The organism is Chryseosolibacter indicum (genome assembly GCF_018598585.1).
Classification (GTDB): Bacteria; Bacteroidota; Bacteroidia; order Cytophagales; family Cyclobacteriaceae; genus Chryseosolibacter; species Chryseosolibacter indicus.
Genome location: NZ_JAHESD010000011.1, coordinates 88,101 through 111,829 on the forward strand (window position 1 = coordinate 88,101; position 23,729 = coordinate 111,829).

The window sequence follows — 23,729 nt, forward strand, 5'->3', positions numbered from 1 at the left end:
AAAAATAGAAAAGTATCAACATGATTATCAAGTAAAGATCGGTTTACTTTACTTTAGAACAAGCAGCAAAATTTGGGTAAGCTTGTTTTGAGATCTATTTGAAATGCTTCAATCGTACCACCTCCTCTTTGGTGAGGTATCGCCATTCACCACGACCGAGGTCTTTTTTATCTAAGCCGGCGTATACAGACCTGTCTAGTCTTACCACTTGATAATCCAGGCTTTCAAAAATTCTTCTTACCACACGATTCCACCCGATGTGCAATTCAACGCCTACTGTTTTTCCATCGTCAGAAACTATGGCAAGGTCATCTACGGCAGCTTTTCCCTCTTCTAGTCTTACTCCATCAAGTATCTTCTGAAAATCGTTTTTTGTTAACGGGCGATCCAATTCAACTTTGTAAATCTTCTTTACATTGTATGATGGATGCATAAGCTTGTCAGCAAGCTCTCCGTCATTGGTAAGAAGCAAGAGACCTGTGGTATTTCGATCAAGTCGTCCTACAGGGTAGATGCGCTCTTTTACTGCACTACCAATAATGTGCATTACCGTATTTCTTTCCTGAGGATCATCCGTAGTTGTAATGTATCCTTTCGGTTTATTCAGCAAAATATAAACTGGTTTTTCGGCACGCAGAATTTTGTTTTCATAACGTACTTCATCACCTGGGTTCACCTTATAGCCAAGTTCGGTAATCGTTTTTCCGTTAACTGATATAAGACCCATAGCTATCAGTTCGTCTGCCTCTCTTCTCGAGCAGACACCGCTGTTAGCAATGAACCTGTTTAAGCGTATTTTTTCAGACTGAACAGGAGCATCTTTTTGATCTGCTTTACCTTTTCTGTCTGATGTTCTTTCTTTTTTGAAGAAGCTATGTCTCTCTTCTGATGAAGTTTCATCCCTCTTTCTATCGTATGACTTTGAAGATGAACGCGGTGAAGATTTACGCGCGCTTGATTCCTTCTTATCGTATGTTCTGTTAGAAGATCTGGAAGTATCACCTCTGCGCCTCAAAGATTTACCGGTACCACCTGAAGATTTAGAATCTTCCGATTTTTGCCTTCCAAATGGTTTTGATGCTCTTGCTCTTCTTGGTTCGTCTTCAGAATCACTTCGTCTATCCCGAAAAGGTTTATCAAAGCTTTTTGATGTTCTTGAGCCTGTCTTTCGTCCTGTTGAACCGGGACGTTTGCTAAATGATTTCGGTGAATCTGGGTCTTCATCTCTTCTTTTATAAGACGAATTCGCTGATTTCTTAAAAGGGCGATCTCCGCCTGAAGACCTTCCTGACGATCTCTTAGTTCCAAATGAACCTTCTCCTTTAGACGATCGATCCGTTTTCTTAAAAGGTCTGTCAGAAGATTTCTTTCTTCCCGAAAATGAATTTTCTGATGAGTTACTTCTGGTGTTGTTGCCTCTTCTTCCCGAAGAACGGCCTGATGAATTACCCTTGGGCATCTGGTTCTTTTAATTCTGGATTCTCTCCAATCGTATTTACTTCTGTGCTCACTTCCTTAGGTACAGGCAATTCTGCAAGGTCGCTGATTCCAAAATATTCCATGAACTTTTGTGTTGTACCATAAAGCATTGGCCGGCCGATAGTATCTGCCTTACCTGTGATTTCAATCAGGCTTTTATCCAATAGCTTCTGAACTGCATAATCACAGTTCACGCCACGAATATTTTCTATTTCTGTTTTTGAGATAGGCTGTCTGTAAGCAATGATTGCTAAGGTTTCCATTGCTGATGTAGACAATCTCTTCTTGGATTGTTGCTTCAGGAGGATACTTATACTAGCCTGATACGCAGGTTTTGTAAGAAACTGAAATCCACCCGCAGCTTTGAAGAGCTGAAAAGAAAACTCTTCATGTTGATATTTTTCTTCTAAACGTTGAATTGCTCCGATGATGTCCTCTTCAGGAACATCTGCATTAAACATTTCAGATAAACATGCTTTTATCTCAGCAAGCTTTATCGGGTTTGGAGAACAAAATATTAATGCTTCAATATGATTCTGTAAGAAATCCACGCTACAATTATTTTAATCTTTCTTCTTTCTTTTCATTCAATTGAAGCGATAGGGCACTTCAACTATCACCATTAATCCTGTTGCATTAACTTTGCTTCAATAGATTGGGTAGTATGCGGTACTGCAATCAATCTTTCTTTAGAAATAAGCTTGCCAGTTACAGAACAGATACCATAAGTACCGTTCTTTATACGGACTAATGCGTTCTCTAAGTTAGTAATATATTTTTGTTGACGAGCGGCAAGCTGACTAAGATTTTCCTTTTCTGCTGTTTCTGCTCCGTCTTCCAACACTTTTGTGTTACCGCCAGACGTAGCATCTGTTCCCTCATCATTATTTCTGTTGAGGGTTTCTTTTAGTATTTTGTATTCTTCTTTGGCTTTATCAAGCTTCCGGTTTATTAACACTTCAAATTCCTTTAGCTCTTCTTCTGAATAGCGTGTCTTCTCTTCAGAATTTGTAGACGGTTTAGCGGGCTTGTGGGCCATAGGTCTCTGATTCGGCATCTGGAAAAAATTTAACTGGGCATTTTGTGCCACCTTTGCAGCGCTTGCTGCCGGTGTTTTAGGTGCCTCGTCTTGCTGCTCAACCTGATTTTTTTCTGGTACCTGTTTTTTTACTTCCTGTTTCTTCAATTCCTTTTTCACTACTTCTTTTTTAAGCTCTTTCTTAACTTCTTCCTTCTTCGCAACTTCTTTTTTTGGAGCCTTAGTTTTTGGAATAGCTTTGGTTGCCACCTTCTTTATTGGCTTTTCGGCTACCTTAGGCGTAGCTTTTTTAGCTTCTGGCTTTGCTTTAGCAACTTTCTTAGCTTTTGCAGGAACCGACTTTTTCACTTTTGCTGCCGGTTTAGCCTTAGCGGTTGTTTTCTTAGTTGCCTTGGCGGGTGCTTTTTTAGTCTTGGCCATGATTAAGGTGTCTTGAAGTAAAAGATGCGCAAAATTATAGGTTGCTGTCTAAAACAAAAAATATTATGTAAAAATCCCTCTATTCAGACGTTAATTTTACCAATTAACAATATGTTTATGGCAATCTTAACTGCTCCTTCAATGAACTACCTTTTTATTCTTTTAACTATTGGCGGTCTAGCTATGAGTTGCAACTCTCAAAAATCTCACGAAGATAAGCAAAACCACACTCCTGGGCCAATTACTCTTGTAATTCATGGTGGTGCTGGAACAATAAAGCGTGAGAACATGACCCCTGAGAAAGAAAAGGCCTATCACGAAGCATTGAAAAACGCTTTAGAAGCAGGTTTTGATGTGCTGGAAAAAGGAGGTAAGAGTGCCGATGCAGTTATTACAGCAATTAAGGTAATGGAAGATTCACCATTATTTAATGCAGGAAGGGGTGCCGTTTTTACAAATGAGGGAAAGAATGAATTAGACGCATCAATTATGGATGGCAGTACACTAATGGCCGGGGCGGTGGCTGGGGTGACAACAATTAAAAATCCAATAACAGCTGCTTATGCTGTGATGACAAAGTCAGAGCACGTTATGCTTATAGGAAAAGGTGCAGAGACTTTTGCTTCTGAGCAAGGGTTGGAAATTGTAGACCCTTCTTACTTTTTTGATTCAACCAGATATAAGCAATTACTTAAGGTAAAGGAAAAGGAATTAGAAAGAGCTGCATCACTTAAAGATGCCTTTGAAGATCCATACATAAAAGATACAAAGTTTGGAACGGTGGGAGCAGTAGCTCTTGATCAATTTGGAAATATTGTTGCAGGTACGTCTACCGGGGGCATGACCAATAAAAGATATGGCAGAGTTGGCGACGCACCTATTATCGGTGCGGGCACTTATGCCAACAACAAGACTTGCGGCGTCTCCTCGACCGGATGGGGCGAGTATTTTATACGACTTTCTGTTGCGCGCGATATTGCCGCGATGATGGAATATGCAGGCTTAGGTCTGCAAGAAGCGGCTGACAGTGTAATAATGAAAAAGCTTCCTGCCCTCGGTGGAGATGGTGGCATCATTGCGCTTGACAGAGCTGGCAATGTATCTATGACATTTAACACCTCAGGCATGTACCGCGGTTTTATTAAAAAGAAAGGCGATGCCCGAACATTCATTTACAAGTCGGATGAGTAGCTCGCTCTTCTAAATAAAGGTTGCTCTTTAAGAAAGTCATGTCTTTTAGCGAGTACTAAAAACGTCCTGCTATAGCTACCCTCTTTTTGAAAGTTTTAACCTGACCCTCGTCGTCGAATACTTCGAAGTAGATAAGGTACGCACCTACGTTGGCCTTCGTTCCTTTATCTGTATCGCCATCCCATCTAAGAAAACCTTCTGATGATAAGATTTCATTTTCAGCAATTGTTTTAATCTCAACACCTTGTGGACTATAAATCTTAACATTGGCAACATATCCGCCTTTATCAAACCGATAATTTATCTGAGCAAAGTCAGTTTGGCCTGACAGCGGAAGAAAGATCTCAGGAATTACTTTAATAACATCCTCTTCCAGATATTCACCTCTTACTGTATTTGAATTTACATATCCTGGTGTTGCAAATCCAGAAGCTGAGCTGGCAGATTTCCAATTGGCATTATTGCTAGTCGGCGTATTAACTGATATTCTTTCAAGAGAAACGCCGTCATTATCTTTAACAAACATAGAATGCATTTTATCAGTGTAAGAAATTTGATCAACAACGGCACCTAACGTATCTGCTATTGCTATGCTGCCTTCATCATCATTCATACTGGGCAAGATGTTAACTTCAACAAAGGTTTCTTGTCTTGCCCTTGGATATTCATTCTTTAAAATTTCTGCATCAGTAGTTAACACCAGATATTCACCAGGACTTACTAACTTATCTATAGGCGAAATAGCTCTGGTTTTATCCAAATGATCATCAACAATGTTGGCGATTACGAGATTCTTAAGATTAAGATATTTAGAAGATCGATTGTATAACTCTATAAAATCTACTCCACCTGGCCGTGGATTAAAAAGTATTTCATTAATCACAATATCTGAAGCGCTAATCTCTTCGGGCAAACCAAAACTTAAGCTGTTGTTTCGTTCGATCTCATTACCCGCGCAATCGAAGATGTTTGCTACTGTAACAGAATATAGCTTTCCCTTTTCAAGATCCGAGGACAACAGAAGTTCGATTTTTGAAAATGAATTATCTGTAAATGCTACGCTCGAGACATCAGTATCTTTTACCCAAAACGCTGCAGTTGGAGGAACAGAAGTATCAAGCTTTTCATCAAATGAAAGTAACAGCTTTTTTTCGGACAATGGAATTACAGATATTAATTGAGGAGGAGTAAGATCTGGTTTGTTTGCAAAAACAGAGTTTACTTTTCCGGGAGTGCCACCGGTTTCACTTTCGGAGGGAGTCCAATTTGTTTCTTCTGTACAATTATTTTCCGGATCTATTAATTCAAGAGTCCATCCGCCTTCACGCTTGTCTTCATTTTGAAACCATTTCAGTAAGTAGTTTACAGAATCAATTTTTAGACCTTCACTATTTCTGATTACAATGGCATCGCCGGCATTGTTTAAAGTAGGAAAGTTTGAAACTCCCATGACATAACCATACGAACCAAATAATGAGGAGGAGGTAGACGCGCAGATAATGAGATATTCTGAAGGAAGAAGAATTTTATCAGCTAATGTGCCTGTTGAACTTCCATCTGTAATCTTCCATCCTTTTAAGTTGATAGGATTTTTGCTTCTGTTATAAAGCTCTATAAACTCAGCTTCTGGTAGGCCAACAGTGGGATTGGGATCAGAAAAGATTTCTGTAATTCTTATATCACGGTAAGACACAGGTAATGGTTGAAAGTAAAAAAAGACTTTTGAAATTTCGGCAACATTAGCTGCGATGTCTTGTACTCCGGAAACTTTTATTGTTGATTCCGCGCCGTTTCTGAATTCTCTATTAAAAGTGAGTCCGACTGTCGAACCATTTATTAGCTCTACATGAGATGGATTTCCCAAACCATCAATAGAATAATTATTTAGGTTAGAAGCTGAAGAAGGATCTAGTTCTTCAGAGAAAGTAAGCAAAAGAGTTTTGTTGGATGTGGGATTAGCTGTTAATAGTTGAGGGGGTGATTTATCAATGCTAACGTTAAAATTGTCAAAGAAGAATTGCTTTGAACGTGAGGCAATGTATTTACAATAGATCCCGAAATACTTAGAGGTTAAATACGTGCTGTCTATAACCGAACCCTCTAAAGTATAAGTGCCAGTAATCCCAACATCAGTATATAATCTCCAAGTACCAATATTATCACGAGTTACCTTAACTTTAAGCGTTACTGTGCTTTGCCTTACTCGTGCGTCGGCGCCATCAATTATTTTTTCCCCTGCTGTTACTCCTGATTGTCTATAAAGACTTACTTCATCTAATGTATTTCCTATTTCTACATAATAACCCTTTATTGCCCCACTTAGATTTTGTTGATCAGAAATAAGATACACACGTGTGAGATTATTTGATGATGTTTCAAAAGTCATCTTTACATTAAACTCCCAAATTGTATGATTAATAACATTGCTTAATGTTGACAAATATGAAACCGCTTCTACAGCAGGCGCGTCGAGCTGCAGTTGATTGCTTTCAACCTTAAAATCGTTTTTTCCGTCTGCTCCTGTCCAAATCGGATTAGAAGTAAAATTTCCATCATCAAAACTGTCACTAACTTGAGCGAACGCTTGTTGGCTCGTACATATGCCAATTGAAACTATTGAAGTTAAAGTGGCGGTTAATAAAAAAAATTGTAAAGATTCTAATGATTTAATGAACGAGATGTACATGTAGAGAGGGATTCATTATTTTTGTAACCCTTAAATTTAAAAAACAAAATGAAACTTGCAGTAGTAGGTGCCACAGGATTAGTGGGCCAGGAAATTCTAAAAGTGCTGGAGGAGCGTAATTTTCCCTTTGATGAATTGTATTTGGTAGCCTCCGCCAAATCAGTAGGTCAGGCAATGAAGTTTAAGGGTAAGGAATACAAGATAAAGAGCATTGAAGAAACTTGTAAGTTAGCACCGGATGTAGCTATTTTCTCTGCAGGCGGTGGTACGTCGCTGGAATGGGCTCCGAAGTTTGCTGAAGTCGGGACAATCGTTATAGATAACTCTTCTGCATGGAGAATGGACCCTACGAAAAAGCTTATTGTTCCAGAAATTAACGGACACGAGATTACAATTGACGATAGAATTATAGCGAACCCTAATTGCTCGACCATTCAAATGGTATTGGCATTGGCTCCGCTTCACGTTAAATATAAACTAAAGAGAATTGTTGTTTCTACGTATCAGTCGGTAACGGGCACAGGTAAAGACGCTGTTCAGCAAATGATGAACGAGCGCCAGGGAATAGACGGACCAAAAGTTTATCCTCATCCTATAGATATGAACGCTTTGCCTCATATTGATTCATTCCTAGATAACGGCTATACCAAGGAAGAGATGAAAATGGTGAATGAAACCAGAAAGATCCTTGGAGATCAATCAATTGGTGTAACATCGACAACTGTTAGAATACCATCTATTGGCGGCCATTCAGAGGCTGTGAACGTACAATTCGATAATGATTTTAACATCAGTGAGGTTCGTTCAATTCTGGCTACCACACCAGGGGTAATTGTTCAGGACGATCCGAAGAATAACGTTTACCCAATGCCGATCAATTCCAAAGGTCGCGATGAGGTATTTGTTGGAAGAATTCGCAGAGACGAGTCCCAGCCAAATACCTTAAACATGTGGATTGTTGCTGATAACCTTAGGAAAGGTGCCGCAACGAATGCTGTTCAGATTGCTGAATTTATGATGGAAAGAAGCCTGGTGGTGTAGAACTTCCAGATAAATAGGAAGCAAATTTAATGGTCATTGGTCAATAGGAATTTCTAAAGGCCAATGACCTGTTGATTTTGTGTTCGCCCTTAATATGGACAGATTTGCCAAATTGCTGCCTTAAGAATAATTTCAGTTTTATAAAGAAGTAGGTAAGGCTATGGTGAAGCCATCCTACGCTAAAGTCAGAAAACAGAATTAAATTTTGAGATAAAAAAATCAGAAGGGATAGTATCTACTGGGTAGCTGCAATACAAGCGATACTCAACTCTTTACAATTAGCCTTAATTAAAGCCTGACCGGCAGCTTCAAGGGTTGCACCGGTAGTAACAACATCATCAATAAGCAAGATTCTTTTTCCTGATATTGCCTCGGCTTGCGTTACCTCAAATACCGATTTTACATTTTGCCACCGTTTTAATTTTGATCTCCTGGTTTGGGTTTCTGTTTGGGTGGTTCTTACTAAAAACTCATCCCGACAAGGAATTTGTAATACTTCCGCCAATCCAATTCCGAACTCCTCACTTTGGTTATAACCTCTTTGCTTGAACCGGGAGCGATGCAAGGGAATTGGAACTATAAGATCAAACTTATCCTTAAAGCCGTTATTCATCAATTCATTTCCATAAACACGGCCCAGCATCCTGCCAAATTCAGGTTTATTCTTATACTTCAATGAATGGAGCACACGTTGAACTTTACCACCCTTCACAAATTTGAAAAACGACATTACATAAAGAACGGAAAGTCGCCCGCTAAGCTTAACAAAGAAAGGGTTCTCTCTATCAAGATGATAGTTGGATCTTGGGAGATCAAGTATACATTTGGTACAAATAAAATCTTCACCTTTCACTAAAGCGTTGTGGCAGGAAACGCAGTAATGGGGGAAGAAAAGAGAAACAAAGTCTCCCAATATCTCAGCAGCAAATGTTTTTGTCAAATGAATAATATCTTTGTCAAACTAAAATAATTATAAAAAAGTTAAGAGAGTTATATACTTATGGGACTAGTAGAAGATTTTAATGGATATCGTAGCAAGATGAACGAAAAGATCATGGCATCTGAAAGCCTGATCATTAAGAGAATTTTCAACCTTGATACCAATGCTTATACAGAAGGCCACCTGGATGTGAAGTCAAAAGAGCTTATCGGCCTCACCTGTTCCCTTGTTCTCCGTTGTGATGATTGCGTGAGGTATCACCTTGGAAAATGTAAGGAGGTTGGATTTAAAACCGAGGAAGTTCATGAAGCGATGGGTGTAGCAACATTAATTGGGGGTACTATTGTTATACCACACTTAAGAAGAGCTTTTGAATATTGGGAGGAACTTCAGAATGTTTAAACGTGACCTTGACCTGGAGAGAAAATGGAATGCACTTCTGGAAGACATTAAAGATATTGTCGGTAAGAGGCCTAAAGATTTGAATGGAGTTTTGTTTTTGATCGGAGTTCAGGAGTTAGGCCAGGGAAAGAAGAATTTCTCAAAAGAGGAAAAGCAAGACCTGATGCATATCGGAATTTGTAAAGTACTTAGCCTTGCAGGCTATTACGAGCTTGACGGTCACGACAAAGACGGCTGGCCTCATTGGAAATTGATAAAGAAGTTGCCGCACTTTGATTTATTGGAACAGGAGAAACTTCTCAAGATCCATGTGATGGAGTATTTTGAAAAAGAGTACGAATGGACCTATACAGAACCCCCTCCAACTACGTGATTTGATCGTGTTTTACGTGGAACAATTTGTTTAACAATTAATAGAAATTAAATTAGTTCTTTACTCAACTTTTGAGTTGTGGAGTGCGTGCTTTAAAAAAACTAAATTCCAAGGAAAGATGAGCGCTGGAGCAGGACGTATTGAGCAAAAGATTAAGTCTTTTCAAAAGAAGTATTACCTCAATATTTTCATTAGGGGTATTATTCTGACTTTGTCTATCCTTATAGGATACCTCGTTTTGGCATCATTGCTCGAACACAATTTGTGGTTAAGCCAATGGGCCCGCTTAACTATTCTGATTACATTTTTTGGTACGGCAGGGTATTGCGTTTACAAGTTTCTAAACGAACCCCTGCAATGGTGGCTGGCAAGAAGAGGTATTAATGATGAAGAAACGGCAAAGATTATAGGTAGTGCGATACCAACCATTAAGGACAGGCTGCTGAATCTTATTCAGCTCTCTTCAAGCAAACAAGAATCTGCATTAACTTTTGCAAGTGTCGAACAAAAATCGCGGGAGTTTGATCCTATTGTTTTTGATCGCGCCATAGACTTAAGTGAAAATAAAAGGTACTTAAAGTACTTGGCAATTCCTTTAGGCATCGTACTGGTTATCCTCATCTTTAACCAGAGCATTATCACAAAAAGCACGGACCGTATTATGCATTTTAACAGAGAGTACGCTCCTGAAGCACCTTTTAACTTTATTGTTAAGAACAATGGGCTAACTGCATTTTATAACGAAGACTTTACTTTTAAAGTGCAGCTTACCGGGTCAGCGGTTCCCTCAAGTGCTTACATCATATCCAAGGGGCAGCGTTTAAAACTGGAGCATACGGGCAATGGCGAGTTTCAATATCTGTTTGAACGTATACAAGAACCTATTCAACTGCAGGTTGAAGCAGCAGGATTTTTCTCTGATTTGTATACAATAGAAATGGTTAACAGACCAGAAATGGCTCGCTTTAATGTTGAGTTGGAATTTCCAAGGTATTTACAGCGTAAAAATGAGCGTCTGGCAAACGCAGGAAATCTAGAGATTCCGGAAGGCACAAACGTAAAATGGAACTTAAAGACAATACATGCAGAAAGAGCATCCATTACTTTCTTTTCTGATAAATCATCAAACTCCGTACAAAACACTGGTAATGAGACATTTACTTTTGAAAAGAAGTTTAATAATCCCGATCAGTATGAGATTATTTTAGAAAACGATAAGAGTAAAAACAAAGAGAAGATCTTTTACCAGATTGAAGTAATTAAAGATCAATATCCTCAAATCGCTGTTAATAATTTTAAAGACTCTGTATTATATAAAAGAGTAATGCTGGGCGGAATGATAGGAGATGATTACGGCGTAACAGAATTAACATTACACTTTACAGTTAAAGACGAGGACCAAAGAGACATTACAAAGCGCTCAATAAGAATCCCGATTTCAAAAAATCAGGTTCAACAAAATTTCTTCTACAACTGGGCTGTCGATTCCCTAAAGCTCAAGCCGGGCCAGCACCTCGAATATTATCTACAAGTATTTGATAATGACGGAGTTAACGGTAGAAAATCAACGAAGAGCAGTAGTTATACATTTTTGGTACCTACAGAAGAAAACCTGGTAGCACAGATTTCAAAATCACAATCTCAAACGCAACATAAAATTGATCAAAGCTTTAATAAAGCCAACAAGCTACAAGATCAAATTGAACAGGCAAATCAGAAGCTGAAGGGCAAGCAATCTCTCGATTGGCAAGACAAGAAGATGTTGGAAGATATTCTTCAACAGAAGCAAGGGCTTGACCAAATTGTTCAACAGCTAAAAGAGGAGAATAAATTATTGGATGAAAAGAAGAACGCTTTCACTGAACAGAATGAACGCATCAAAGAGAAAGCACAGCAACTACAAAAACTGATGGACGAGTTATTGGATGAAGAAACCAAGAAACTTTTTGAAGAATTACAAAAGCTATTGAAAGAGAATGCTGATGTAAACCAACTTCAAAAGTTAATGGATAAACTTAATCAAAACACTAACAACCTGGAGAAAGAACTTGAGCGGACATTAGAATTATTTAAAGAACTACAATACGAGTTTAAGCTTGATCAGACTGTTCAAGACTTGAAGAAACAGGTAGAAGAGCAAAAATCTTTATTGGAGAAAACTGAATCTCTAGAGAGAGAGAACAAGCCTAATGGCAAGTCAGACAAAGATCAGAAAGGTCAGAATCAAAAGAATCAGGAACAGAAGGATAGTAACCAGGAGCAAAATAGTCAGAACGAAAACTCTCCTGAGAGTCTTGCAAACGAGCAGGAGGACTTAATGCAGAAGTTTAAAGAAACCTCTGAAAAAATGGAAGAGCTTGAGAAGATGGGTGATGAGCTTAACAAAGATGAAGAACTTCCTTCTGAACAAGAGAAAGAACAAATCCAGCAAGAGCAACAACAAAGTAAGGAACAGCTAGAACAGAAGAATCCGTCTAAAGCTAGAACTCCTCAGAAGAACGCCCTTCAAAAGATGCAGCAAATGCAGCAGAAGATGGAAGGAATGCAGAACTCCATGATGATGGAGATGGATATGCAAAATCTGGAGTCACTAAGACAAATCATTCACGGGCTGGTAAAGCTTTCATTCGACCAAGAGAATTTAATGAAGGAGTTTAATGAACTCCAACAAAATGATCCACGGTTCAACCTCCTTGCTCAACGGGAGATCAAGCTACGAGACGACTCGAAAGTACTTGAAGACAGTTTGCTTGCTTTAGGCAAAAAAGATCCGATGATGGGTGGCTTCATTACAAAAGAGATTGGAGAATTAAATAACCACCTGGAGAAGGTTATTGAGGCTAATAAAGAGAGAAAGAGGCCACAGGCCTCCAGCGAAATGCAAATGACGATGACGTCTATTAATAACCTTGCCTTAATGCTCGACGATCATTTTGATATGATGATGCAGATGATGGCGAATGCAAAGCCTTCAATGAAGAAGTCAAATCAAAAAGGGCAGAAGCCTAGCTTAAGCCAAATGCAGCAGCAGTTAAACCAGAAAATCCAGGATTTAAAGAACAGTGGCAAAGGCGGCAGAGAGCTTTCAGAAGAGTTAGCTAAGATGGCGGCGGAGCAGGAGCGAATTCGCAGAGCACTTCAGGAGATGCAGGAGAAGATGAAGAAAGAAGGAAAAATGCCAGGGGGAGATCTCCCAAGTAAAATGGAACAAACTGAAATGGACCTTGTTAATAAGCAATTGACAGATCAGCTCATCAAAAGGCAAAAAGAGATAATGACACGTTTGTTAGACGCAGAAAAATCAATGCGTGAACAAAACATGGATGAAGAACGAAAAGGGGAAACAGCGAAGGAGTACGAGCAGGAAATGCCGAAGGCGTTTGAAGAGTACTTGAGGCTTAAAGAAAAAGAAGTAGAATTGTTAAAGACGGTACCACCAAAATTATATCCTTATTACAAGAAGGAAGTAAGTGAGTACTTTAAAAGAATGGGAACCAACTAACCTTAATAGATTCATGAATACCATTAATATCCAAGTGCCTTCTCTAGCAGAAAACATTCGGATGATCGAAAGCTTTATTGACAACGCCAAAGAGCGATTTCACCTTGATGATGATATTTATGGTAATATCATGATTGCCGTAACTGAAGCTGTAAACAACGCGATTAAGCACGGCAACAATAGCGATAGGAGTAAGAACGTGCAACTCACCCTGCATTTCCAAGAGAGCCTGATTAAATTCACTGTAAAAGATGAAGGCAGTGGTTTTGATCATCATAACCTCCCTGACCCCACAGCACCTGAAAATATAGAGAAACCAGGAGGAAGAGGCATCTTTTTAATGAAGCACCTATCGGACGAGGTTGAATTTAAAGACAACGGACGAATTGTGGAACTTAGTTTTTACATGAACACGTAATGCCCCTGATTAACTACTTTGTCGAGGACGTAGACTTCAAGATACCTTACCCAAGAAAAACCAGCAACTGGATTAGTCGCATTATTAAGGGCGAGCGATACAAACTTAAAGAGATTAACTACATCTTCTGCTCAGACGAATACTTGAACAAGATTAATGTTGATTTTCTAAATCACACTTCCCTCACGGATATAATCACTTTCGACAATAGCTCTGAAAAAGGAGTGGTTGAAAGCGACATCTACATAAGCATTGAAAGGGTAAAAGAAAACTCAGCGAAATTTAATTCAGGCTTTTTAGATGAGCTGAACAGGGTGATGATCCACGGTGTTCTCCATCTATTAGGCTATAAAGACAAAACAGCAAAAGCTAAAGCATTAATGCGTAAGAAAGAAGACGCGTGCTTAATGAAAAGATAGTGTTCCACGTGGAACAGAGTAGTAAGGCAAAAACAATGTTCCACGTGGAACACAAAGAGTGTACATAATTAAAGAGTGTACATAATTAATGTGTTCCACGTGGAACACGTTACCAAAAAGAAATAAAACAACATATAGATAATGTTTCCAAAGTACGATGTGATAGTAGTAGGGGCGGGCCACGCGGGATGCGAAGCTGCAGCTTCCGCTGCAACTATGGGTTCGAAAGTCCTATTGATAACTATGAACATGACAACCATTGCCCAAATGTCTTGCAACCCTGCAATGGGTGGTGTGGCGAAGGGCCAAATTGTGCGAGAGATTGACGCATTAGGTGGATTGTCAGGAATTGTATCTGACAAATCAATGATCCAATTCAGAATGCTCAACATGTCTAAAGGACCCGCAATGTGGAGCCCAAGAACGCAAAACGACAGAATGAGATTCACAGAAGAATGGCGACTATCGCTTGAGAGAGTCCCAAATATTGACTTCTGGCAAGAAATGGTTAAAGAACTCCTCGTAAAGAATAATAGGGTTGTTGGGGTTAAGACAAGCCTTGGGCTAGAGATAGAAGCTAAGTCAGTTGTATTAACCAATGGAACGTTTTTAAACGGAAAAATTCACATAGGAGAAAAACAGTTTGGGGGGGGACGAACAGGTGAAGGTGCAGCAACAGGACTAACAGAGCAATTGATACAACTGGGTCTTGAATCAGGCAGAATGAAAACAGGCACCCCGCCAAGAGTAGATGGCAGAAGCCTTGACTATTCAAAGATGGAGGAACAGAAAGGAGACGAGAATCCTTCCAAATTCTCCTATACTGATACAAAGCCGTTAGACCAGCAAGTAAGCTGTTGGATAACGTATACCAACGACGCAGTTCACGAAGAACTTCAGAAGGGCTTTGATAAAAGTCCTATGTTTCAAGGAAGAATAAAGGGCTTGGGTCCGAGATATTGTCCTTCGATTGAGGACAAGATCAATAGGTTCGCAGAAAGGGACAGGCACCAAATATTTGTAGAGCCAGAAGGGTGGAATACCGTAGAAATCTACGTGAATGGATTTTCCACTTCTTTACCCGAGGATATTCAATACAAAGCAATCAAAAAAATACCAGGGTTTGAAAACGTAAGGATGTTCAGACCAGGATATGCAATTGAATATGATTTCTTCCCACCAACTCAGCTAAAACTATCACTCGAGACCAAGCAATTGGAAAACCTGTTCTTTGCAGGGCAAATAAACGGCACAACAGGTTACGAAGAAGCTGCGTGTCAAGGATTAATGGCAGGAATTAACGCTCACAACAAGGCGCATGATAAGGAACCATTTATATTAAAGCGATCTGAAGCATACATTGGTGTATTGATAGACGACTTGATCAACAAGGGTACGCAGGAACCTTATAGAATGTTTACTTCACGCGCCGAGTATAGAATCTTACTGAGACAAGACAATGCAGACCTGCGTCTAACGGAACTGGGCCATAAAATAGGACTTGCATCTGACGAAAGGCTGCAAAGAGTACAGAGCAAAAAGGAAGGGATAGAAAAACTACTCACAGGTCTCAAGAAGGTTAAAGTAGACCCCAAAATCATAAATTCTGAACTAGAAGGATTAAACACTGCAACTATTAAAGAGAAAGTACCAGTTATTAATCTGTTAAGAAGGCCGCAGATAGGGATAAACGAATTAGCGCAAATTGACACTAGTGTAAAGCAACTTCTAAACCGGTATGACAAGGAAATCCAGGAACAGGTAGAAGTTCACGTAAAGTATGAAACGTACATTGAACGAGAACAAAAAATAGCCGAAAAAATCGGAAGTCTTGAAGAATATAAAATAAAAGGCGACTTCGACTATGATCGGGTGAAGGCATTATCAGCAGAAGCCAGGGAGAAACTAAAGAGAATTAAACCCGAAACTATAGGGCAGGCCTCCAGAATAAGTGGAGTATCCCCATCAGATATTTCAGTTCTAACTATATATATGGGTAAATAATATGTATCAATTGGCAGAGTGCCCCGTTTGCAATAACTCTAATTACGAAAACGTGTTAACGGCTATCGACCATACCTTAACGAAGGAATCTTTTGAAATTCAAAGATGCAAGACATGTGATCTAATGTTTACTTCTCCAAGGCCGGAAAACGATCTCCTCGGTAAATACTATGAGTCGAAAGATTATACCTCGCACACCATCAAAAATCAAGGCTTGGTAGATATGGTATACCGAACTGCACGAACTTTTACATTGCAATGGAAATATAGATTAGTAACGAAAGAAACAACAAAGCAATGGCTTAGCATCATGGATTATGGCTGCGGTACGGGCGAATTCCTCAACTACTGCCAAGAAAAAGGTCATCATGTACAAGGCATTGAACCAAACCACCAAGCAGGGGAAATAGCAAGAGCAAAAGGATTAAACGTAGAGAGCAAAATATCCAACAATAACAATCCAGCTTTTGATACAATCACACTATGGCACGTACTCGAACACATTCCTGATTTAAATGAAGTGCTAACACAACTTCACCAGATGCTTGATTCAAAAGGCAAAGTGTTCATCGCAGTTCCGAACCGAGAAAGCGCGGACGCAAAACATTACCAAGATAATTGGGCCGCTTATGATGTACCGCGGCATCTATGGCACTTCTCAAAAAACAACATCCAAATGCTTTTTGAAAAACATGGATTCATTCTTGATGATATTATCCCGATGAAGCTGGATGCATACTATGTTAGCCTGCTTAGCGAGAAATATAAAAGGGGAAGTACCACGCTGGTAACAATGGTAAAAGCGTTCTATCAAGGTGCTATTTCAAATTATCAAGCAAAAGAAAACACTAATTATTCAAGTCTTATTTATAAGCTAAGTAAAAAATGACTCTGTATAAAAATCTTCATTGGTTCATCTACATATTGTTTTTCTTTTCATGTGCAAGGCAAAGTGCACCTACCGGAGGTCCTAAGGATACTATTCCTCCAAGACTTGTAAGAGTTGTGCCTGCAGACCAATCCATAAACTTCAAAGGCAAAAGCCTTGAGTTAACATTCTCGGAGATGATTAATCTCGCCAACCCAAAAGAACAAATAATAATAGCGCCAACTATCGGAAAAACCTACAACGTAGAGGCACGAAACAACAAGGTGGTTTTAGATTTCGAAACAACCTTGAAAGACAGTACCACCTATACATTCAACTTCCGCGATGCCGTCCAGGACGTAACTGAAAAAAATCCGGCAAGAAACTTAAGGATTGCTGTAAGCACAGGAAGTTATATCGACTCAATGTCTGTCGAAGGAATAGCATTTGACATTCTAGAACAAAAAGCATTAAAAGACATCACCGTTGCAGTACAACCGTATAATGACACCTTTAGTATTCTAAAACACCCTGCAACATTTATTACGAAAACAGATGAAGACGGAATCTTTCAAATACAAAACCTAAAGCCAGGACTCTATAATATATACGCAATTGCAGATCAAAACAAAAACTTAATTGTAGATTCCAAATCGGAACAGTACGGCTTCAAGAGAGACTCGTTTTTGCTTGACCAAAACATTAAAGACATTTTACTAGGCTTGGTAAAACTAGATACACGACAACTTAAAATTACTAGTGCGAGACCCTACAACACGTACTTTAACATACGTGCCTCGAAGAATCTAAAAAGTTTCTCTTTATCCGCAATAGATGGCTCAGATGTCTACTTCTCTTATGGTGCAGATCAATCCAATATTCTTGTTTACAATACACTTCAAAACAAGGACAGCACACAAATAAAACTGCATCTTGAAGACAGTATACAAAACAAGATCGATACTGCTCTCTATGTAAAATTCAATAAAAGAGAAGTAGAACCGGAGAAATTTACAGCTAAGGTAGATAAAGCAGAAGTACTTGCTGACAAGGGAATATTTAGAGCAACGTTCTCATTTTCTAAACCACTAAAGGAAATAGACTTCGACAGCCTAAGATTTAGCATTGATACATCACATGTTATTACATTTAATCAAAACGACGTGATCTACGATGAGCCTACTAAAAAACTAACGCTTTCCAAGAAGTTCGATAAAAACTTTTATCAGGTCGTAGAGGAACCAACACCGGTTCAACCCAACATTCCAGACACAACAAAATCTGACAAACCCGAAAAGCCAAACATTGAAAATGAATTCTACATCGGAAAGGCAGCTTTCATAAGTGTGGAATTAGATTCATCAAATCAAACAAAACAATCCATTTCTCCATCCAGGTACGAAGATATGGGTGTCATCATAGTTGAAACCAAACAGTCACCGGATAACACAATAATACAACTTGTTGATAATCAAGGAAATATAATAGAATCAACCATAAAAAAGAGCTATTCATTCGAAGACCTTCAACCCTCTACCTACCAATTAAGAATAATATTGGACAGGAATGGAAATGGTGTATGGGATGCAGGAAACTATATTAGAAAAGAAGAACCTGAAGAAATATTCTATTGGGAAGACGAAAATGGTCAACGGGAGATCAAACTTAAGGCAAACTTTGAGATCGGTCCTTTGTTGATAACTTATTAAAAACTCTGTGGATAAAAGATGGAAAAAACGAAAAACACGTTAAAAGCTGTAGAATAAGAAAAAACAAAACAGAATTGTTAATGAATCAAGAGTTACAAACAAACATTAACAATCCAACTTATAAACAACGCGATTATCCACACAAATTAACTTTGTTAATAACTACATAAGTAATTGAAAATAAAACAATTGAATTGGCGATCAGATTAACATTATATTCACAGAAGTCCTGGAACTGAACTTATCAACTTATCAACATGGCTAATTATAATTACATAAATACATATATAATAAGAATAATAAGAATGCTGTGTATATGGATAATTCTTCTCCTGATCTCCTTTAGTGCCATATCCCAGAATCAATCAGAAATTCAATTAGCTAATGAGTACGTACTAAAAGGGGATAAGAAAAAAGCTATTGAGATATACAAGGACTTATCAAAGAATGATGCCAACATTCCACTTATACACAACAATTACATCAACATAATGTTGGATGCCGGGGAGTTTGACGATGCGCAGGCTTATTTAAAACGGGTTTTAAGACGCGATCCCAGCAATCTTCAATATCGGCTCGACGTGGGCCTCGTTTACGTGCGTGCTGGGGAACTAACAAAGGCTGACAAGTATTTTCGGGACATCATCAATGAGGTTAAGTCCAGTGTCCATCTTTCAAAAATGGCGTCTGATTACCTTTCCGGAAGATCACTCACAGATTATGCCGTATTGGCGCTTACAGAATCAAGAAACGTATCGGGAAACCCTTTTCTGTTCAGCCTGGATCTTGCCATGCTTTACAGGCTTCAGGGGCAGCAGGACAAAATGGTTCGCGAATACTTGAACTACGTAACCCAAAATTCTGCCAATGTGCAGTACGTAAAAAACGTCATGCAGGCACTGCTAACAAAACCAGAGGAACTTGAAAGCCTTGAACGACTTTTGTACGACAAAGTACAGCAGAACCCCGAGGTCGAGGTTTACACTGACCTGTTAATTTGGGTAACGATGCAACAGAAGAACTTTTACGCGTCATTTATACAAGCCAGGGCCTATGATAAAAGATATAAGAAAGACGGTGAAAAGTCCATGGAAGTTGCGAAAGTTGCTTTAGATAACGGCGATTACGAAAATGCGTCGAAAATCTACCGGTACATTGTTAACCAATATTCGAACTCCTCAAATAATCTATTAGCGCGCCTTGGACTTATAAGATCTCGCGAAGCAAAAATTAAAAATAGCTTTCCGGTTAGTAAAGATTCCGTCAAAACTTTAATAACTGACTATAAAAAATTTATCAACCAATTTCCGGATAACAATAACTCGCTGGAAGCACAAAGAAACCAGGCTATTCTTTTTGCTAACTATCTTGATCAAAAAGATTCTGCCGTCCAAATCTTAAACAAGCTTATTTCTAATCCAAGAACTTCGCTATTTCTGAAATCCAAAGCAAAGCTCGATCTTGGTGATATTTATTTGCTCAAAGGTGAATCGTGGGAATCGACACTTCTTTATTCCCAGGTAGAAAAAACGCAAAAAGAAAATCCGGTTGGCTATGAGGCAAAATTGAAAAATGCGAAACTATCCTATTACAAAGGTGACTTCCGGCTTGCCCAGGAACATCTCGACATTCTAAAAGAAGCGACAACCCGGGAAATTGCAAATGATGCAATGGACCTGAGCATGCGAATAAAAGAAAATATTGCGCTCGATTCCGTTGGTGAGGCGTTAAAACAGTATGCTATTGTCGAACTGTTGTTATATCAAAATAAGATTGACGAAGCGCTTCAAAAAGTTCAAAAATTAAAACAGGGAATAGGAGACAGTGCTACTTTTTCAAATCAAACTATCCTGGATGACGTATATTGGCTGGAAGCAAATATTCTTTTAAAGCGGGGTGAGTTTGAACAAGCTAATGCACTCCTTCAAAAAATATTGGATGAATTCGGATCAGATATCCTGGCGGATGACGCATATTTTTTACAAGCCGAAATTTCTGAACGTTATTTGAAGAACAAGGATAAGGCGATGGAAATGTACCGCGATTTCTTAACTAAATTTCCCGGAAGCGTTTATGCTGCAGAGGCCCGGAAGCGCTTTCGTATGCTGCGCGGCGATTTTCATGAAACTGAAACTCCCATTAATTAAAATAAAGCATTTATACTTAATGATTTGATAATACGGTGATCAAGACTTTGCCGCTTATCACCATTTCTTTTGTAACAGATAAAACTGTTATCACATGTCCTTTCTCAATTGGCTCAAGGGCCTGAAGATTCGCCTTAAACTTCTGGCTGCATTTGGCTCTGTACTTTTGCTATCTGTTCTTCTTATTATATTTTCCATAACGTCGATAAATAAGATTATTTATTATAAATCAATAAATGAGCAAGTCGATGGACTTAAACTTCACCTCGAAACAATGGATGTCGCGGTAAAGGACTTCATGTATGAAGGTTATAAACTAAATGAGTTTCAAGAGATCGGTAAAAACAAATCTATTGATAAGTTTGATACCGCTTTGAACGCCGCCAACAGAATATTATCTCAACTTGAAAATAGTGCGGAGTTAAAAAAATTCAAGACTGCCTCTGCCTCAAAAAACTTAAAATTAACTTTTGATAATATCGATAGCCATTTCAATTTACTAGTCACACTTCTAAAGAAAAGAGGCTTTAGAGATTTTGGACTTGAAGGTACTTTAAGAGATGCTATTCATAAAGTTGAAAATTCTGAATTTGAATATGATAAAGCAGAGATGCTTTCATTAAGGAGGCATGAGAAGGACTTCTTCTTGCGTAAAGATTTAAAGTATCAGGTTGAATTTAATAACGACATCGAAAAGTTCAAATCGCTTTTGAGAGCAAAAGAAGATGCAGACGCGCTAAAAGTTATAATAACAAACCTTGAAAACTACAGAAAGCAGTTTAATGATGTTGTTGAAATCGAAAAGCAGATAGGACTTAAAGAAACCGAAGGAATTCGTGGTGAGATAAAAAACAACTTCGAAACTACTAAGCCAGAACTTGAGAGATTTCGATTGTCGGTTAAGGCAGACAATGAAAAGGAAATATTGCAAACAAAAATCATTCTTACAGTAATCTTTGGCTTTCAGTTATTAGTCGGTATGCTGATGGCCATTCTCTATTCTAATCTTATTACCTCGCCAATAAAAGAAATAAGATCTGCCATGCAGGCACTGGCGAGTGGGCTCTTTCCGAAAAAATTAAAAGTATTTACCAACGAAGAACTAGGACAAACAAAAAGTGCACTGAACCAATTTCTAGATCGAATAGCGTTTGCTTCGCAGTTTGCTATGCATCTTGGTAACGGTAATCTGGATGCCGAGTACGATGAAAAGTTTAGCAATGACGTGCTTGCGCAATCCATTATCAACATGCAAACAAAATTAAAGGAAGCTGAAGATCAGCAAGCAAAAATTAATTGGGCAAATGAAGGTGCTGCAAGGTTTAATGAAATTTTAAAAAGCGAAGGCGAAAGTCTATCTGCTCTAGGCGATAAAGTGTTGAAAGTTCTTATTCAATATCTGCACTGCAATCAAGGTGCGTTGTACATAATAGAAAAAGAGAACAACCAAGATACAATTGCCCGGATTTCGACGTACGCTTACGGCAAGACAAAATCAGTTGAGGAGAGGCTAACGTGGGGAACAGGTTTAATAGGACAAAGCATTATCGAACGTTCTACAATTTACATTAAAGAGATACCAAAAGATTATGTAAAAATAACTTCAGGTTTGGGTGAGGCAACGCCGCGAAATGTATTGATTGTTCCGCTTAAACAAAAGCAGCTTGTAATGGGTGTAATTGAATTGGCTTCCTTCCAGCTTCTTGAAAACTATCAGGTGGATTTTGTTGAAAAAATAGCGGAGAGTATTGCAACAATTTTATCGAATAAAAGAATATCACAGGAAACAGAACGCTTGCTAAAAGAATCTCAACAAAGAGCAAATGAATTAGCCCACCAGGAAGAGGAAATGAGACAAAATGCGGAGGAGCTTCAGGCCACACAAGAGCAGCTCGAACGCCAGCGGATGGAAATGCATTTTGAGATCGAAAATCTTAAAAGACAACTGCGGAGATATAAAGAGGAAGTAGTATAAACAAGAGAGGGACTTATTCAACCACCGCAATTACTGGGTCGCCCATTTTAATTAACCCACTTTTAATTATCCGCGCAGTTATCCCACCATGGCCGCGCATGGCATTGTAACCCCCTAATCCTAGGTTGGTCTCCATTCTTGAGCAGGGATGGCATTCACCCGAATATTCCAGAACAGCTTCGCCAACCTTGAATTTTTTTCCTTTAAGAGCCAGAAGGTTTATTCCAGCAACTACAATGTTCCTTCTTACCATTTCTGGTTTTACATCTCTGCCTAAAAAAGATGAGACAGCCTTAAGGTGCTCATCCTGAATTAAAGTTACTTGTCTTGAGCCAGAGCTTGCATACCTGTCGCCTTCAAGCCCTTTTTGATGAATAGCAACAACATGATCGAGCACAACCAATGGTTTTAGTCTTTCGGGTCTTACACTGATAAAGGTTACCCTTCCAGATCCATTAAAATTTTCCTGCAGCTCTTTTATCGTCATAAAATCTATTCTTTTAACTGGTTTGATGGATGTCGAAAAAATTAAGAATGCGTATATAGCTACTTCCTTCTGCCATCGGAGCAGCTATAGTAGTGATTCTGTGATATTTCACTGTTAATTCAATGATTCTTCAGCAAAAAGCCGTTTTTCAGTAAGTTGATACAAGGATCACAGAAGAACGACAGAAGCAATACTGATCACAGATGGGTAGCACGATGAGCCTGCACTTAAAATAAGGGCTTTAACGCTCGTACCCTGTATTTCAATTGAGCCGATAAAAAAGTAAAAAAATCAGGCACATAGTATGCATGCATAACAATTTTTTTTACCTTTCGTTCTCTTCTGAAAACGAATGCGCAGAGAAGAAACAGTAGATTACCATATTAAAGCGGCTTGGCATGCAATCGCACGAATGTATAACCAGCAAGCTATAAAAAATGACTTCACAATGTCAATGGGCTTCGTATTGTTAAATATTAATTCGGAAGAAGGTGTGCCGGCAACCAAAATCGCTCCGCTCATGGGTTTGGAAGCACGAAGCCTTACCCGCCTATTAAAAAGCATGGAGGAAAAGGGCTTTATCTATAGAATTGGAGATGCAAGTGATAAACGATTAGTGCGGATAGCGT

At 38.8% G+C, this 23,729-nt stretch carries 19 protein-coding genes; 13 read left to right on the plus strand and 6 right to left on the minus strand.

Features of this window, described 5'->3' with window-relative positions:
- Positions 1-94 precede the first annotated feature (94 nt).
- From KK060_RS07425 to KK060_RS07435, 3 genes are all read right to left on the minus strand, one after another.
- Positions 95-1,459: a pseudouridine synthase gene (locus KK060_RS07425; protein WP_254153069.1), complete on the minus strand. Its 1,365-nt coding sequence runs from the start codon at positions 1,457-1,459 to the stop codon at positions 95-97.
- Positions 1,446-2,030, minus strand: coding sequence for an SMC-Scp complex subunit ScpB (scpB, locus tag KK060_RS07430; RefSeq protein WP_254153070.1), 585 nt, complete (start codon positions 2,028-2,030; stop codon positions 1,446-1,448). Before scpB ends, KK060_RS07425 begins: the two co-directional genes overlap by 14 nt.
- A gap of 71 nt (positions 2,031-2,101) precedes the next feature.
- Positions 2,102-2,518 carry a TraR/DksA family transcriptional regulator gene (locus KK060_RS07435; RefSeq protein WP_254153090.1) on the minus strand — a complete coding sequence of 139 codons (417 nt, stop codon included), beginning with the start codon at positions 2,516-2,518 and terminating at the stop codon, positions 2,102-2,104.
- A 603-nt stretch (positions 2,519-3,121) separates the two neighbouring features.
- Here KK060_RS07435 and KK060_RS07440 point away from each other — a divergent pair.
- The gene (locus KK060_RS07440) at positions 3,122-4,129 is read left to right on the plus strand and encodes an isoaspartyl peptidase/L-asparaginase family protein (RefSeq protein ID WP_254153091.1); all 1,008 of its coding nucleotides are present in this window, start codon (positions 3,122-3,124) and stop codon (positions 4,127-4,129) included.
- A 55-nt stretch (positions 4,130-4,184) separates the two neighbouring features.
- Here KK060_RS07440 and KK060_RS07445 read toward each other — a convergent pair whose 3' ends face one another.
- Positions 4,185-6,815 carry a lamin tail domain-containing protein gene (locus KK060_RS07445; protein ID WP_254153071.1) on the minus strand — a complete coding sequence of 877 codons (2,631 nt, stop codon included), beginning with the start codon at positions 6,813-6,815 and terminating at the stop codon, positions 4,185-4,187.
- Between the two features lie 48 nt (positions 6,816-6,863).
- Between KK060_RS07445 and KK060_RS07450 the strand changes: the two genes are divergently transcribed.
- Positions 6,864-7,856, plus strand: coding sequence for an aspartate-semialdehyde dehydrogenase (locus KK060_RS07450; protein WP_254153072.1), 993 nt, complete (start codon positions 6,864-6,866; stop codon positions 7,854-7,856).
- Between the two features lie 235 nt (positions 7,857-8,091).
- Here the strand turns inward: KK060_RS07450 and KK060_RS07455 are convergent, their stop codons facing one another.
- A complete protein-coding gene (locus KK060_RS07455) occupies positions 8,092-8,796 on the minus strand; it encodes a ComF family protein (protein ID WP_254153073.1) in 705 nt (234 codons plus the stop codon).
- 60 nt (positions 8,797-8,856) lie between these two features.
- On the opposite strand from KK060_RS07455, the gene KK060_RS07460 reads away from it, so the two are divergent.
- The 10 genes from KK060_RS07460 to KK060_RS07505 all read left to right on the plus strand — a co-directional run bounded on the left by KK060_RS07460 (position 8,857) and on the right by KK060_RS07505 (position 22,613).
- Positions 8,857-9,198, plus strand: coding sequence for a carboxymuconolactone decarboxylase family protein (locus tag KK060_RS07460; protein ID WP_254153074.1), 342 nt, complete (start codon positions 8,857-8,859; stop codon positions 9,196-9,198).
- Positions 9,191-9,571: a hypothetical protein gene (locus tag KK060_RS07465; RefSeq protein ID WP_254153075.1), complete on the plus strand. Its 381-nt coding sequence runs from the start codon at positions 9,191-9,193 to the stop codon at positions 9,569-9,571. The genes KK060_RS07460 and KK060_RS07465 overlap by 8 nt, the downstream gene beginning before the upstream one ends.
- A gap of 118 nt (positions 9,572-9,689) precedes the next feature.
- Complete coding sequence (locus tag KK060_RS07470) at positions 9,690-13,073, plus strand: DUF4175 family protein (RefSeq protein WP_254153076.1); 3,384 nt, start codon at positions 9,690-9,692, stop codon at positions 13,071-13,073.
- A 13-nt stretch (positions 13,074-13,086) separates the two neighbouring features.
- A complete protein-coding gene (locus KK060_RS07475; RefSeq protein WP_254153077.1) occupies positions 13,087-13,491 on the plus strand; it encodes an ATP-binding protein in 405 nt (134 codons plus the stop codon).
- A complete protein-coding gene (gene ybeY, locus KK060_RS07480) occupies positions 13,491-13,910 on the plus strand; it encodes an rRNA maturation RNase YbeY (protein WP_254153078.1) in 420 nt (139 codons plus the stop codon). Before KK060_RS07475 ends, ybeY begins: the two co-directional genes overlap by 1 nt.
- Positions 13,911-14,051: 141 nt before the next feature.
- Positions 14,052-15,914 (plus strand): tRNA uridine-5-carboxymethylaminomethyl(34) synthesis enzyme MnmG, encoded by a 1,863-nt coding sequence (gene mnmG / locus KK060_RS07485; RefSeq protein WP_254153079.1) that lies wholly within the window; start codon positions 14,052-14,054, stop codon positions 15,912-15,914.
- 124 nt (positions 15,915-16,038) lie between these two features.
- Positions 16,039-16,803: a class I SAM-dependent methyltransferase gene (locus tag KK060_RS07490; RefSeq protein ID WP_254153080.1), complete on the plus strand. Its 765-nt coding sequence runs from the start codon at positions 16,039-16,041 to the stop codon at positions 16,801-16,803.
- On the plus strand, positions 16,800-18,491 hold the full coding sequence (locus KK060_RS07495) for an Ig-like domain-containing domain (RefSeq protein WP_254153081.1): 1,692 nt from the start codon (positions 16,800-16,802) through the stop codon (positions 18,489-18,491). The genes KK060_RS07490 and KK060_RS07495 overlap by 4 nt, the downstream gene beginning before the upstream one ends.
- Before the next feature lie 257 nt (positions 18,492-18,748).
- Entirely contained in the window at positions 18,749-20,638 is a 1,890-nt protein-coding gene (locus KK060_RS07500; RefSeq protein WP_254153082.1) for a tetratricopeptide repeat protein, read from the plus strand.
- Between the two features lie 94 nt (positions 20,639-20,732).
- Positions 20,733-22,613, plus strand: coding sequence for a GAF domain-containing protein (locus tag KK060_RS07505; protein WP_254153083.1), 1,881 nt, complete (start codon positions 20,733-20,735; stop codon positions 22,611-22,613).
- A gap of 13 nt (positions 22,614-22,626) precedes the next feature.
- Here the strand turns inward: KK060_RS07505 and KK060_RS07510 are convergent, their stop codons facing one another.
- On the minus strand, positions 22,627-23,100 hold the full coding sequence (locus KK060_RS07510; protein WP_254153084.1) for an MOSC domain-containing protein: 474 nt from the start codon (positions 23,098-23,100) through the stop codon (positions 22,627-22,629).
- A 352-nt stretch (positions 23,101-23,452) separates the two neighbouring features.
- On the opposite strand from KK060_RS07510, the gene KK060_RS07515 reads away from it, so the two are divergent.
- A partial coding sequence (locus tag KK060_RS07515) for a MarR family winged helix-turn-helix transcriptional regulator (protein ID WP_254153085.1) occupies positions 23,453-23,729 on the plus strand: 277 nt, incomplete at its 3' end.